The organism is Acinetobacter sp. SCLZS86 (genome assembly GCF_021560715.1).
GTDB lineage: Bacteria > Pseudomonadota > Gammaproteobacteria > Pseudomonadales > Moraxellaceae > Acinetobacter > Acinetobacter towneri_A.
The window spans coordinates 1-14,216 of the sequence record NZ_CP090869.1 but is presented as its reverse complement, the minus strand read 5'-3'; the positions used below and the strand labels follow the sequence as shown (position 1 = coordinate 14,216).

Below are 14,216 nucleotides of genomic sequence, written 5' to 3'. Positions count from 1 at the left end.
CCATTAGGGGGTCATTTTTACACTGCCGCTAACAGGGTAATCTTGGTGTCTTTCTTGCTGCTTTGATTCACCCTGAAGACTGAATGTTTATCACTGTAAAACGCCAACGGCTTACCATGCTGCTCAACATACAAACGTGTTGAAATCATATAGTCAAATGCTGATTCCGACTCACAGAAACGTAAATGCTGTAATTTTCCTGTGGCATCATCGATAAATACCAGCAGACAGCACTTAGCAGCGCGTCCTTCAAACCAGTCATGGTGTGAGCCATCGATTTGAATCAGTTCACCATAACAATCTCGGTTATAACGAGGCTGATACGGGCGTTTCAGGCGCTTGGCGCGAGGAATCCACAGATCGGCTGCAATCATCCAGGAACGCAGTGTTTCCACTGAAATATCGAATCCATGAACAGTGGTGAGCTTTTCATGCGCTAAAGTGGGTCCGAAACCATGCAGTTGATCCGAAACAATATTGAGGCACTTGAGTCTGAGCTCTTCAGGAAGCCTGGAATTGCTGATTTGGCCACGTGCAGCATGTGCTAATGCAGCTGGGCCTTGAGCTTTGTATTTTTGCAATAAACGTCTGATCTGACGTTCTGAAATATGAAGTAGCTGAGCAGCTTGGGACTGGGTTATGCGTTGATCACAGATTTCTTGCAAGACCGACAATCGTTTAAGTTCTTTATCCGACATAGACACCAACATATCAAACCGTCCGCTAAGAAAATTGCAAAAGTGCATATTCTAAAAGCGGACATTTTTACTTTGGAGAAACCGGACATTTCTACTTGGGGCTTACAATCCGAATTGGGTATATGAGACTTTATGTTAAATGAATGATATAACCCATAGAGAAATATCATCAAATAATGAAGATACTTCGGATAAATTTTTGCTATAAATTATTGTTTTTATATCATTTTCTGAAAGCTTCCAAAATCCATCGGATGCTAGAATATATGTGGATTTTTTTTCAATATCTAAGGTCTTAAAGCTCAAGGGTTTTAACTTTTTTGTATTAAATGACTTGGTGACAATATTATCATTTGAAGAAGACCTAAGTATCATTTCGATATTTTGGGGATCTGTTTGATTATTTAAGCTCATCGCTAAATTATGAGGATAAGTAATCCAACTGATTTGTTGCTCATTATTGATTTTCCCAAGTCTGCAATCACCCAAATGTGCTGAATAAATTTGAGTCTGACTAAAAATAACCATCAAAATACTCATTGCTGCAGGTCGCAATTTTCCCCGATGTTCTATATAAAAATTCTCTGTTAGACGTTCAAAAAAATCATGTATATCTTGTGTAGTATTATTTAATTGAGCAAAGACGTCCTTCAAAGAAAGCACATAAGCCTGAAAATTTTTAACTAGTATGTCGCTGTTTTTACATCCCCCATGACCATCCACTACGTAACAAAAATATAGATTTTCATTATCAGTAAGGTTCCCTACAGCATCGATTCCAAATTTTTCTGGTGCGCTAAGATTCTGACATAAGGAAAAGGAGTTTATTAATATGCTTTTGGCCATTGTTTTATGATCGCTTGAATTACTTGTAAAGCTCTTTCTCTTGAGCCAAATCTACATTGATCTTCCATTATGATTTCAAAATCAGTTAATTCAGTGAGTTTTTTAAATTGGTCAGATAAGTAATCTTTGAGTTCTGTTGGAGCATTATAGACTTCTTCAACTAAGGAGGATCGTCCCAAGCAAATTGTGATGATATCTTCTAAGTCTTTGCTATATAAGGGATCTTCTTTACGGCCATGTAATGCTTCAAACTTGGTTGCTAAGAAATATTCAGGCATTAAGGTATTGATAATTAAATTATTTCCTAGCTTATACTCTACTTTTTTCTTATAAGCTTCTAGATACCAAGAATTAGAGAAGCCTAAAATTTTTTCATCAGTGGGCATAAAGTCTACAATTAGATCTTCCCCTAGTTGGTAGCGACAAGTGAAGTCCGTGTTCTTTTCAAATGGATCTGAACTTTGATAATTTTTAAACCCTAGTTTTCTGACTTTCTCATCTAACTCATACCATTGGGTTGTAGTCTTTATATCTACAATTAAATCAACATCTTGAGTGTATCTAGTTGATAAAGATAAATTTTCTGGATCTAAAAACAGGCTAGTAGTGCACCCTCCAATAAATACTAGGTCTTTGATAAGATCCTCGCTTAAAGCACTTACAACCTGCTCTAGCATCTTCATTTGTGTTAAAGCATTATTCATTGTAGATACTCACGTAATAACTTTTCAGCTATTTTCTTTTCCCTTGGGGAACCTATTCTAAACACATCAATAAGAGCAAAAACTTCATACAGGAAATTATCATCTAACGCTGCATATGGTACAGATTTATATAATGGTTCAACTGCTAATCCTGAAATTGATTGATAGCTTTGAGCGGGCCAAATATAAGGTAATGAAGAAGAATACGATAAATGATCTGAAAGTTTTTTATTATTGAAAACAGTAGGAATACCAATATCAATAGCACCAACTTCTGTATGGAAAAAGTATTGAAAACTGTAAATAATTAGGTCTAAGAGAGCTCTTCTATTGGTTTTCCATTGCATTTCTACTAGCTCTAATCGCTTAAATGGTGAATTAGAGGTTACGATCAATAGCCCTATCTTGATTAAACGCTTTAAAGATTCTGCAACCTCACTTTTACTAATAACTACTGCTTCAGCCAACCCTCTGATTGATAAAGAATCATAAAAAGCACTTAATTTTAAAAAGATATCTAACTGCTCATCTTCTAATTTATCCCACTCAAGTTGTGCTTCTGAATAGTATTCTTTGAATATCTGGTGCTGATTCTCAATAGAGATCAGTTTTACGAGAACTAGGATGTCTTGAGGTTTAATCATATTAAGTTACCTTGTCCTTAATCCGTGGACTGAATTCATATTTGATCAACTCATTACACTATTTGCAAGTATTTTTTAAAAATAATATTAAATAAAAAAGCCCGACATCTTGTCGGGCTTTTTCATGTTTGGTGCTAGGTAGGGCTGTCTACCTAATAATCCTGGTGCTAGAACTTATCGTTATTGTTTTATGTTCCGGAACGTCCTGTTCCTGTATGACTTCATCATAAGTAAAAAACCGCAGCTGCCCTAGCCGCAAAATCCCTAAATCTCTGTGCGCCAGGGCGTACAAAAATGGCTAAAAGTTGTCCCGGTTTTATCCGCAGAAATTGGGGATAGTTGGTGTCTATGTCGGATAACCGCCATTATATTTAATAAAAGTATAAGATCAGGGAAAGTTACAGTTTTTATTTAAAATTGAAGTATCCATTAGACTTATGAATATTTATAAAAGGTATATAATGAGTATTATTAACCCTCAAGAAACCTCTATGAAAGGTTTACAGTCAATCATTCTTTATGATTCTTTTCTTTCATCTAAACTATTCCGAGTTGATATTAGTGGTGGTCATACAAACATTACCGGTATCAACGGTGCAGGGAAAACCTCATTCCTGAACCTGATTCCTATTTTCTTTGGTGCCTCACCAAATGGGTTAATAGAGAAAGCTGCAAACAAGAAAAATTTCGTAGACTACTATTTGCCGAGCAGTCGAAGCATGGTGATTTTTGAATACCTTGCTCACTCAGGTACAAAGTGTGTGGTGCTGTATCGCAATAATAATCAGGGCAAGCACAACTACCGATTTGTTGATGGATGCGCGGAAGATACGCTATTAAGTGAGAGCAGTCTGGAAATCTTGGGTCTTTCTCAGAATGTGAAAGACGTATTTGATCAGGTTTATAAATCTGGCGTTGATGTGAGCCGTCAGATCGACAGCATCCCTGAATATATCTATACGCTGACTGCAGATAAATCACGACTGACAGGTGAAAGAAACCTTCGTGATTTATGCAACCGCTATTCACTGTCTGGAAGCAAACAACAGCTAAAATTCCTGAGCAATCTGACCCAGGTAACGATTAACCAGAACAATGTTGTCTCAAACTTCAAAACCATGTTAATTGAAGCGTATTTGGACAACGAGAAAATCAAAACAAAACCAACCTCTACCGCAGATTGGTTAGCAACCATCAATGATGTGAAAGCCCTACAAAGCCTTCAATCGGAAAAGCAGAAGATTATCTCTGGCATTCAGTTAAAGAATGCGGTCTTAGCCTCCTTTAATGCGCTTCATGCACACCTGTTGGTACTCCGGGACCATGTGGTGAACTACGAGCAGCAGATCAGTTCGATAGAGCATGAAATCTATGCGGTAAAGAACAAAGGGAATGAGACAGTCCGTAACCTGAATAACCAGATTGTACAAGTCAAAGAGCTGATTGCAGTAAAAGAAAAGTCTGCAGGTAACTTTAAACAGGCAATTCATGATATTGAAGTTGCGGAAAGACGTTATCAAGACATGAATATTTCCGTCATGGAACAGGAATATAAGAAACGTGCGCACTACTTCAACGAGATTGAAGAAGCGAAGAAATACAAACAGTTTTTGACTGAAAGCTACGAAAATATCAACCGCGAGTACGACAAGCATTCAGCAGATTTGCTTCGTGAAAAAATGGCATCCAGTGAAGCCCTTAATGCTGAATCTAACGAGGTTCAGGAGGCAATCAACCAGTTGCGAAACCGCTTTGATCTCAAGGTGAAAGAGCTTGAGCGCAAACAGGCTGAACAGCTCCAAATTCTTGATCAAGAAATTTCCAGTGAACGTCAAAGGCTTCTGGATATCCAGTCAGCAGCTATGGAGCGCATGCACCAATCAACACTGTTTACGGATGAAGAAAACCTACAGCTACAGCGCCTCAAGTTGGCTTATGAAGTCAAAGAGAATACCTTGTCTGCAAAGTCTGACGAATTGAAAGCGGCTCAAAACAAGCTTAAACAACTTAATTTTGATCAAAACAAGGCGCAGTATGATCTTAATGGATTAAAAGCCAAGCTTGAGAAAGCCAAGCAGTCAGAAGAGAATCTGCGTACAACCCTGTTCCAGAAAGACACCTTGCTACGGTTCCTGAATGATGCACCGAATGAAGATGTGGACTGGCGTACTACCATTGCGAAGGTCATCAATCCTGAGCTTTTCTTCAAAACCAACCTGAACCCTGTCTGGCAAACTGGCGTGAATGCCAATGCCCTAAGCCTCTATGGTCTTGAAATAGACCTGAACAAGTTGGAGATTCCAGGGGAAGCCGACAGTCTTGAGCAACTACAAATACGTCTGAAAGATGCCGAGATTTACACGGCTTCTTTGGTTGAGCAGTACGACAAGCAATCGCATCTGGCTCAGTCCATCCATAGAGAGATCAACGAGACCAATATTGCAGTTGTTAAACTCGAAAATGAGTTAAATACCCTGCAAAACGAGAAGCAGCAAGCCCGACAGGTTTATGACCAGACTGAGAAAGAGCTGAAAGCGAAGAAGGCAGAAGCTACACGTATTGAGCAAGAAGCTGTAAATAGAGCGAAATACGAGCTGCAAACTTTCAACAATCAGATTGAGCCGAAGAAACGTGGTGAGCTTCGATCAGCCAACATGCTTGAAAAAAATGGCTTAAAGGAGAGCTATGATGCGTCCTATGCAGACTTGCGTATCAAGCTTGATCTGATTGCCACAAAGGAAAAGCAGCTAGAGAGCAGCTATCAAGCCAAGATGGATGATTTGACCAACCTGTATCACAGCAAACTGCGTGAGCAAGGCGTGGATGAAAATATCCTGAAACAGGCAGAAATGAAGATCAAGGCTGCGATTGCACAGCACACCAAAGTCAAAGGCTATGAAAGCATTTTGGCTGAGTACGATATGTGGAAGAAAAACCACTATCAGTACAAGCAGAACCATATCGAGGACATGAACCAAGCTCTGAAACTTGTATCTGAATACAGCCACAATCTTTCCAAACTGGAAAGTGAGCTTGAACAAGTCCGAACCTCCCTTCGTACAAGAGTGGACAATCTTGAAGCGAGTGCACAAGATTTCAGGGAGAAAATCAAAAAGCTGGATAAACAGGGGCGTGAAATCGAAAACCTGTTCGATGACGATATCCTATTGGTAGAGGTAGATCGACCTGAGTTTTTAAGCTTCGACAGCTTCTCTCGTGATCTGGGTACGTTGGCTGATACACAGAAGAAACAGATTTATCAATTACGCTTGCAGACAAACGCTTCTAAGGCATTACTGCGCAAATATGAAGCCTTCTCTCTGTTCAAGCTGTTTGAGGAAAAGATGGAGAGTATGGGGACTACCAGTGAAACCATGAACACCATTAACTCCATGTCTACCATCGAAAGCATCATGGACTACGACTTGCCGAAAAAGCATGATGCAGTCACAAACATTTTCCGTAATAAATCGGCTCAGTTGCGTAACTATATTCAGGAAATCCTTAATCTAAATAAGCGTTTAAAGAGCGTATCTACGGAACTGTCTGGCTACCTGAACCGTAGCAACAAGTTCAAGGCATTTACTGACTTCTCAATGAATCTGGAAAGTGTGCTGAATGACAAGAACACCCTAGATCAGCTCAATCAGTTTGTTTTGCAGTGTGAGGACTATCAATCCTTTGAAAACATGCAAAGCAGCTCCATTCCGAGCGAGGATTTCATTCGTTGCTGTGAATACACCTTAAAGGCAATTGAAAGCACCAAAGGACATACTGATGATATCCGCTCTATGGTACGTCTGAAAATGAGCGTGATGAACAATGGTCGTCTTGCCGAGCTGCGTACTGACAACGACTTTACCAGTGCAGGGAGTACAGGAACGTCACGTATTCTGGTGCTGATCATGTTCCTCGCATTGTCACGGAAGTTATGCCCTGATAACTCGACCTACATCCATATCCCGCTTGACGAGATTGGCAACTTTGATGCGATCAACACCAATTTGCTGTTCGACATGATGGACCATAACAAAATCTATCTGGTCTGTGCTCAACCGGAAAACTCAACCTCTAACCACAAGTTTAAGAATCTCTACATTGTTGGAGCCAATGGTGTCAGCACTGTTGTTCCACTGGAAATCGAAGGCGATAACCCATTGCTTGCAGCAGAACCAGTCTAATAGGGAAAAAGTGGAGAATTTTAAATGGCTGATAAACGATTAACAAAAGTAGCGACCAAATTATTAGAAGGTTATCTAATTGACCAGTGGAGTGATTTTGAGAACTTTGAGTTTTTGAATGATGTCGAATTTTTAGATCAACTAAACAACCATATTAGTTTTCTAGGCAAAAAGTGTATTCAGACACCGTGCGGTGGTGGGTATTTCCTGATTTACCTTGATATTGAAAGTGACCCTGAGATCAAAAAGGTCATCACCAAACAGTTTGAGGAAAACGTCAGCAAAATGGAGCCACTTGTGGACTGGCTGCGACTGTTCAGAAAGGCAGGGGGGCGCAATGAACCTCTGATTGGAGGCGACAGAATTACGTCTGGTGAAATCCTGGTTGAAGTGGAGAAGTCCAAGCATGTCCAAAAAGGGCTAAAAGAACTCTCTGCAAAGTTGGGTAAGACCGCAAGCACAGTGAAAGACCAGATCAACGGTGTTATTCAGTTTTTGGTACAGCGCGAATATTTAGTGCCGGTTGGGGTTGTGGGTACTGAGTTTTTGGCAACTTCACGTTGGTCGATTTTCTACGATGAAGCTGAGTACCTTGCCGAACACAATGCGATTGATATCACTCAAACAGATGATGTGGAGCAGGGCGAGTTACTATGATCGACTTCGTGAATCCGGCTGAACGTGGGGCGAAGGTTTTCTCTGCAAACATTGATGCTATTGCCGAAGCAATCATGTTTACCAGTTCGTCTATTCAGGTCAATGAATCAAACAAATCCTTGATTGATAATTTGCTGTCTTGCGATCTTGGGTATCTGGATGCAGAAAAAAACACGCTGCATCTAAGAAACTTCGTCATTGAGTTTGTGAATTTCTATAAAAACAGAAAGAAACGCAACATTTCCGCACCCGACATTAGCGGTCTGATTGATCGTATCAAAACGGTGAGTACCGACTATGCCTTGTCAAAAGTCGAGGACCCGGAAAGTGCCGAAGTATTAAAGGTTGAAGCAAGTGACCTGATTATTGAGCTTTCAAACAATATCAGCGAGAACATGACCAATTTTGCCGATCAGTGCTTTGAGTATCTGTCGCTGTTCAACAACTACGACATGAAAATGCGTAAGGCTGAACAAAGCTTAAAGACTGCCAAAATGCTAATTACGGCACTGGAAATCCTTTCACCAAATACGATGGATGAATTGGCGGTAGGTGATGCAGACTTGCAGAGAGTGATCTCCAAACGTCTCAAGCCAAGCGTGTTTGAAGCCATTGAAGAAATGAACCACAGCCATCACCGACTGGACAAGCAACTCTTTGAATGGAAAAAGGACATAAAAACCCAGGAGCGAATCAATCTGATTGATGCGCTGCACCGTCATTTTGCCAACAACCGGACGCTGAATGCCGATATTGATTTCAACAAGGCACCTGATAGCTTCCGTCGTGTACCACTTATCAAGCTGAAAGCTCGTGCCGATATCTACCTTGAGGATTTTGAGAACACTTTATCTGCGGTAGCTCAGACAGCCAATCAGAAGCGTGTTAAAAAAGATGGTCCAGTTGTTGAAAAAAAACGCCCACCGGTAGAGAAGGCAACGCATACGATAGTGAAGGCAGTCTCACCTCTGGATAAAGCTGCATTTTTCTTCTTTGACGCTTTTGGCAGTCCGGCAATCAATGAAATATCAGCAAAGAACGCCTACATACGCCTAGAGCCTGGATGCAAATTTGAATACTGGATTAGTCGCCTCCTGTATGAGTTTGAACTCAACCACTCAAACCATCTTGAGTTGCAGTTAGTGGGTGAAACGGATGCTAAATATAATGGCAACTACTACATTTCAGATATCGTGTTTCGTCGCAAAGACAGTAACGGAAAGGTGATGCAATGCGCTTAGGGCAAAGAGAACTCTCAATCATTCAGACGGTTTTACAGCTTAAAACCAGAGTGGTGAAGCTTAACAAGACATGGACAATGCTGAACAAAGACATGCAGATCGGCAGCATCATCAAACGTGAGCTGCATCTAAGTGAATCAGATCTTGATGTGCTTCGGGTTCTGTACGGAAAGCATGTAAAAACGGAGCCAGAGGTAACGTATGACTCCAATGCAGACCGAATATCGCTTGCTGATCATCGTATAGATGAAAAGTCTGGCAATGCCAGCGTTTTCGGTGAGCAGCTTTGGTTTGCTGCGATCAATGCACAACTACCGTTAAAGTCCGGTGAGATGCACATTGCACATCCTGGCGTGACAACAGCCGTGTCCTTAGAGCATCTTGCAGTAGAAAAAATCAGGAAGCTGATCATTATTGAGAATGGCACTATGCTTGTACGGATTTCGGACTGGTATCAGCAAGTTCCACTCGAATGGCAAGACAGCCTATTCCTTTACAGGGGGCATGGTAAGAACTGCCGGTCAGTCAATCAGTTGCTTGAAGTTCTGCCAGAAGAATGTCCGGTAGCGGTGTATACCGATTTCGACCTGTATGGGTTGAATATCACCAATAATTTCAACCTGATCAGACCAGTCTCTGTGATGGTTCCCCAATGTTGGCAAAGCATTAAAGAACAACACCCTGATAACAACTTCTATAAGTATGTAGACCAGTCAGAGTACATTTCGGATTTGTCGGAAACCGAAGGCATGTCGGAGCCGATGAAAGCGATCTTGAAGCATGTGAACTTCAATAAAGTTGCAGTTATGCAAGAGAACGTGAACCGGCTTGGTCCATTGGTGTGTATAGCAATTTAAGGGCACTGTTGCAAAAGTTCAAGGTGTTACTTTAGACTATACCCTAAAGTTACAATCTGAAAGTTCATGAAATTATGTACCATTTAAATGATTTTTAATCATAAGTAACATGTAACTTTAGTATTAAAGATTTATAATTTACAAAATTGTTCATTTTTATCCAATTGGGGCGAGAAAGAGTGAAAGGCCAAAAAGTAGGTTATGTGCGAGTGAGTTCGGTCGAGCAAAATACTGGGCGTCAACTTGAGGGGATTGAAGTCGACCGGATTTTTGTTGACCGTGCTTCGGGTAAAAATACCGACCGACCGAAATTTCAAGAAATGTTGAACTATGTCCGGGAAGGGGACAGGGTGATAGTACATTCCATGGATCGTTTTGCGCGAAGCTTAAAAGATTTGGTCACTGAAGTAGATAAACTGGTCAAACGAGGGATTTCCATCCAGTTTGTAAAAGAAAATATTACTTTCACTGCCGAATCTACCCCGATGGATAATTTAATGCTGCAACTGATGGGGGCCTTTGCACAATTTGAACGTGAAATCATTCTGGAACGGCAAAAGGAAGGAATAAAACTAGCCTCTGCTCAAGGGAAATATAAAGGTCGTGTACATAAATTGAAACCTGACCAGGCTGAAGCTTTAAGACAAGACTGGACTCAAGGAAAGTATTCATCCAAAGTTGATTTGGCAAAAGCATTTGGTATTAGCCGACAGGCTGTTTATCGATATTTAAAAAGAGAGTAGATGGAATTTGTCTAGGAGAGTGGTGGCAGTTCAAATTAGCATGTTAACGGCTTTGTTGCACAAACCTATCTGTAAAGGCTTTTTCAGCGATATAATTTTCAAATGAAGAAGCCTACACACAAAATCTACCGCACAACCAATTGGCCCGCATATAACCGAGCACTCATGAGTCGCGGAAATATTGCCATTTGGTTTGATCCTGCTACGCAATGGTATGCTCCATCAAAAGGCAAACAAGGGCGAAATCAAACCTACTCCGACGCAGCCATCCAATGCTGCTTAATGATTAAATCCTTATTCCGTCTATCTTTACGTATGGTCACTGGCTTTGTGCAAAGTCTGATTAAACTTTGCGGATTAAATTGGATAGCTCCAGATTACACCACGCTTTGTAGAAGACAAAAGCATATTGATATTGCAATCAGCTACCAAAAAAGTAGCGATGGGCTGCATCTACTCATGGACTCTACAGGCATGAAGTTTCTAGGTGAGGGCGAATGGAAACGCAAGAAATATGGACCTGAATATCGTCGCCAATGGCGTAAACTACATATTGGTATAGATGCCAAAACCCTACAAATACGAGCAGTTCAGCTTACAACCAATAATGTCAGTGATTCACAGGTGCTTGGTGATTTACTTGATCAGATTCCACAAGATGAGCGGATTGACTCTGTTTATACCGATGGAGCTTATGACACCAAGCAATGCCGTGAGGTCATTGCAGATCGGCAAGCACATGCGGTGATTCCACCTAGAAAAAATGCGAAACCATGGAAAGATACAAAGAGTAGCTCGCTAGAGCGAAATGAATTACTTCGAACAATTAAACGTTTAGGCAGGACACTATGGAAAAAATGGTCAGGCTATCATCGGCGAAGTTGGTTGAAACTAAGATGCATTGCATCAAATTATTAGGCGATAAACTCAGTGCAAGGAGTTTTGATAGCCAAGTGAATGAGATCCATGCACGTGTAGCAGTCCTTAACAGATTTACGGAATTAGGTCGACCACTTACCCAAGTTACGCCTTAAATTTGGCTCAATTAGGGGCGCTTTGCATTTCAAATCTTTGTGCAACAAAGCCGCTAGAAATTAAAAGATTATTATAAATTATTTTCAGCAAAACTTTGATTTATCATGGTTTTGCTGAATTATTAAGATTAATTTATACTTTTATAATTGGAAATACAGAAAAATAATAACCTCATAGAGGTATTTGGGTGTCGAGTATTTTTGTTCAGAAATATAGATAAGGCTACTAATCTGTATGATTCAATATTTGAATCTGTATGATTCAATATTTGAACTTAAAGAAGCTTAAAAATATTTTGTAAAGTTTGGATAAACCAAGTTCGAGCCTCTAAATCATCACGGTGATTATACCAATTCACACTGACATTAAAGGGTTTTACTGCAAAGGGCAATTCAAAAACGTTGACCTCACTGTTGCGTTCATACACTTTCGCTGCACGTGAAGGTAAGGTCACCAGCAACTCAGAACTACTTACCACATCTTGTAGAACACTAAAATGTGGCAACTCAAGCATAATATTCCTTTTTAAACCTAATTCTTTCAGCTTTTGATCAATTTCAATGTGTCCGGTAGAGGATTTAATAGCAGCATGCTTTTCCTGTAAATATTGTTCTAAATTAAGCTGTTGTTGTATACGTGGATGCTGTTTATGAACAATACACATATAACGTTCTTCAAATACATTACGCGATTCTATGTTTGGCATAACGGTATAGCTGCTATTAAATACAGCAACATCTAAAAAACCGTCAATCAACCATTCTTCGACTTTATTTGATTTTATTTCTTCGATTTCAATCTTGATAAAGGGTGCTTCTTTGGAAAGGTACTGAACTAGTGAAGGTAGTAAGCATATTTCACCTAAATCCGATAAACCTAACCGAAATATTCGGGTGGAGGTTTTAGGATTAAATTGTTGAGAAGCGGTGATCGCCCTTTCAATTTCAGCAATAGACTGACTAAAATTTGGATATAAACTTTGTGCCAATTTGGTCGGCTTGACGCCAAACTTATCTCGTTCAAACAGAGGATCATTTAAAAATTTACGTAAACGATTAAGATTATAAGTAACAGAGGGTTGACTTAAATTCAATTTTAAAGCGGCATGACTAATGTTCTTGGTTTCATAAATAATAATAAAAACTTTAATAAGACTAAGATCAATCAATGTTTAATCGTCCAAAATCAAACAGGGAGGTTCCCCTCCCACAGTGAATTATTAAGCTTGTACAATTTCAGCTTTTATACTTTTCTTCTTTAAGCGGTAGTAAATCATGGAAACACTCAGCACTGCTATTATACAAGGGATCGAAAGCGCTATAAAATTATAATTGATGGGTAAACTTAAACTCAGTAACCATCCACATAAAATTGGGCCCAAAATCGCGCCCAAACGTCCAACGCCTAAAGCCATACCTAAACCCGTTGCACGAATATTGGATGAATAAAATTGTGACATATAAGCCAATAATAAGATTTGACCACCAATTGAAGCAGCACCCGCAATCGCAATACAAATATACAGGACAAAAGTAGGCAGACTGTAACTGAGTAAAAATAATGCAATCGCACCACTCAAAAAAAGTGTACATAAGACTTTGGCTAAATTAAAACGATCTGCCAAATATCCACCACCAATTGCACCCAACATTCCACCAATATTTAAAGCAAGCAGAAAAACTAAACTGGTTGATAAATCATAGCCGGCCTCAACCATTAATTTAGGTAACCAATTTCCTAAGGCATACACTAGAACCAGTGCCATAAATACACTGCCCCAGAATAAAAGCGTGATTGGACCACGGTTTTCTGAAAATAGATCTTTCACAGGTGTTTTTGAAGTGGTTTGATTTTCATGGTGCAAACTAATTTGAGTTTGGGCGTTATAAGTAAGACTACTATCAATTTGTCTAAGAACTTGGAATGCCTTTTCATTTTTCTTTCTACGCACTAAATAGTCAATTGATTCAGGCAGTAGTAACCAAATCATAGGTAATAATAGAAGTGGTAATCCTCCTAAAATAAACATGATTTTCCAACCATATTGTGGAACCAGCCACATACCTAACAAGGCAGAACACATGCCTCCTACTGCATAGCCACTAAACATTAAAGAGACTAACGTAGCACGTAATTTTTTAGGGGCATATTCAGTCATAAGTGCAATAACATTGGGCATTACTCCACCTAAACCAAGGCCAGCAATAAAGCGGAAAATTCCAAAACTTTGCGGATTCGAAGCATAGCCACATAAAAGTGTGAAACTACTAAATAAACAAACACATAAGATAATTAATTTTTTTCGGCTAAATCCGTAAGCTTCTAATTTATCACTCAGACTACCAAAAATGATTGCACCAAACATCATTCCAAATAAGGCGATACTACCCAGGAATCCTGCAGTAATGGAATCAATTTGCCATTCCACCATGAGCTTTGGCAGCGCCACACCATAAATAACCAAATCATATCCATCGAAGATAATGATGAGTGCGCTCAGTAAAATCACTCGCCAATGAATTGCTTTTAATGGAGCATGATCCATGACTTCATTTGCATTAATACTTTGCATTACAGACCTCCCTGGTCATATAGATTGCAATATTTTAT

Annotated in this window: 10 protein-coding genes and 2 pseudogenes; 6 read left to right on the top strand and 6 right to left on the bottom strand. The window is 39.7% G+C overall.

Translation table 11 applies throughout. The annotated features are described in order from the left end of the window. Positions 1-20: 20 nt before the first annotated feature. The 4 genes and pseudogenes from LZP46_RS16025 to LZP46_RS16010 form a co-directional block, all read right to left on the bottom strand. Positions 21-698: pseudogene (locus LZP46_RS16025) on the bottom strand (ISNCY-like element ISAjo2 family transposase); the annotation flags it as partial. Positions 699-833: 135 nt separating this feature from the next. Next, positions 834-1,544 carry a serine/threonine protein phosphatase gene (locus LZP46_RS16020; RefSeq protein WP_236095284.1) on the bottom strand — a complete coding sequence of 237 codons (711 nt, stop codon included), beginning with the start codon at positions 1,542-1,544 and terminating at the stop codon, positions 834-836. After that, entirely contained in the window at positions 1,526-2,248 is a 723-nt protein-coding gene (locus LZP46_RS16015; protein ID WP_086393399.1) for a hypothetical protein, read from the bottom strand. The genes LZP46_RS16020 and LZP46_RS16015 overlap by 19 nt, the downstream gene beginning before the upstream one ends. Beyond that, positions 2,245-2,892 carry a hypothetical protein gene (locus LZP46_RS16010; RefSeq protein WP_004827010.1) on the bottom strand — a complete coding sequence of 216 codons (648 nt, stop codon included), beginning with the start codon at positions 2,890-2,892 and terminating at the stop codon, positions 2,245-2,247. The genes LZP46_RS16015 and LZP46_RS16010 overlap by 4 nt, the downstream gene beginning before the upstream one ends. Before the next feature lie 461 nt (positions 2,893-3,353). On the opposite strand from LZP46_RS16010, the gene LZP46_RS16005 reads away from it, so the two are divergent. From LZP46_RS16005 to LZP46_RS15980, 6 genes and pseudogenes are all read left to right on the top strand, one after another. Next, positions 3,354-7,073: an ATP-binding protein gene (locus tag LZP46_RS16005; RefSeq protein WP_078390059.1), complete on the top strand. Its 3,720-nt coding sequence runs from the start codon at positions 3,354-3,356 to the stop codon at positions 7,071-7,073. A 24-nt stretch (positions 7,074-7,097) separates the two neighbouring features. Continuing rightward, positions 7,098-7,730 (top strand): condensin complex protein MksE, encoded by a 633-nt coding sequence (locus tag LZP46_RS16000; protein WP_004676008.1) that lies wholly within the window; start codon positions 7,098-7,100, stop codon positions 7,728-7,730. Beyond that, positions 7,727-8,971: a hypothetical protein gene (locus tag LZP46_RS15995; protein WP_005100615.1), complete on the top strand. Its 1,245-nt coding sequence runs from the start codon at positions 7,727-7,729 to the stop codon at positions 8,969-8,971. The genes LZP46_RS16000 and LZP46_RS15995 overlap by 4 nt, the downstream gene beginning before the upstream one ends. Next, positions 8,962-9,828 carry a DUF7281 domain-containing protein gene (locus LZP46_RS15990; protein WP_236095282.1) on the top strand — a complete coding sequence of 289 codons (867 nt, stop codon included), beginning with the start codon at positions 8,962-8,964 and terminating at the stop codon, positions 9,826-9,828. The genes LZP46_RS15995 and LZP46_RS15990 overlap by 10 nt, the downstream gene beginning before the upstream one ends. 179 nt (positions 9,829-10,007) lie before the next feature. Further along, a complete protein-coding gene (locus tag LZP46_RS15985; RefSeq protein WP_236095281.1) occupies positions 10,008-10,571 on the top strand; it encodes a recombinase family protein in 564 nt (187 codons plus the stop codon). Between the two features lie 102 nt (positions 10,572-10,673). Next, positions 10,674-11,605 (top strand): annotated as a pseudogene (locus tag LZP46_RS15980) (IS5 family transposase). Between the two features lie 275 nt (positions 11,606-11,880). Here the strand turns inward: LZP46_RS15980 and LZP46_RS15975 are convergent. Then, positions 11,881-12,771 carry a LysR family transcriptional regulator gene (locus tag LZP46_RS15975; RefSeq protein WP_236095295.1) on the bottom strand — a complete coding sequence of 297 codons (891 nt, stop codon included), beginning with the start codon at positions 12,769-12,771 and terminating at the stop codon, positions 11,881-11,883. Between the two features lie 54 nt (positions 12,772-12,825). Continuing rightward, positions 12,826-14,178 carry an MFS transporter gene (locus tag LZP46_RS15970; protein ID WP_236095280.1) on the bottom strand — a complete coding sequence of 451 codons (1,353 nt, stop codon included), beginning with the start codon at positions 14,176-14,178 and terminating at the stop codon, positions 12,826-12,828. Positions 14,179-14,216: the final 38 nt, after the last annotated feature.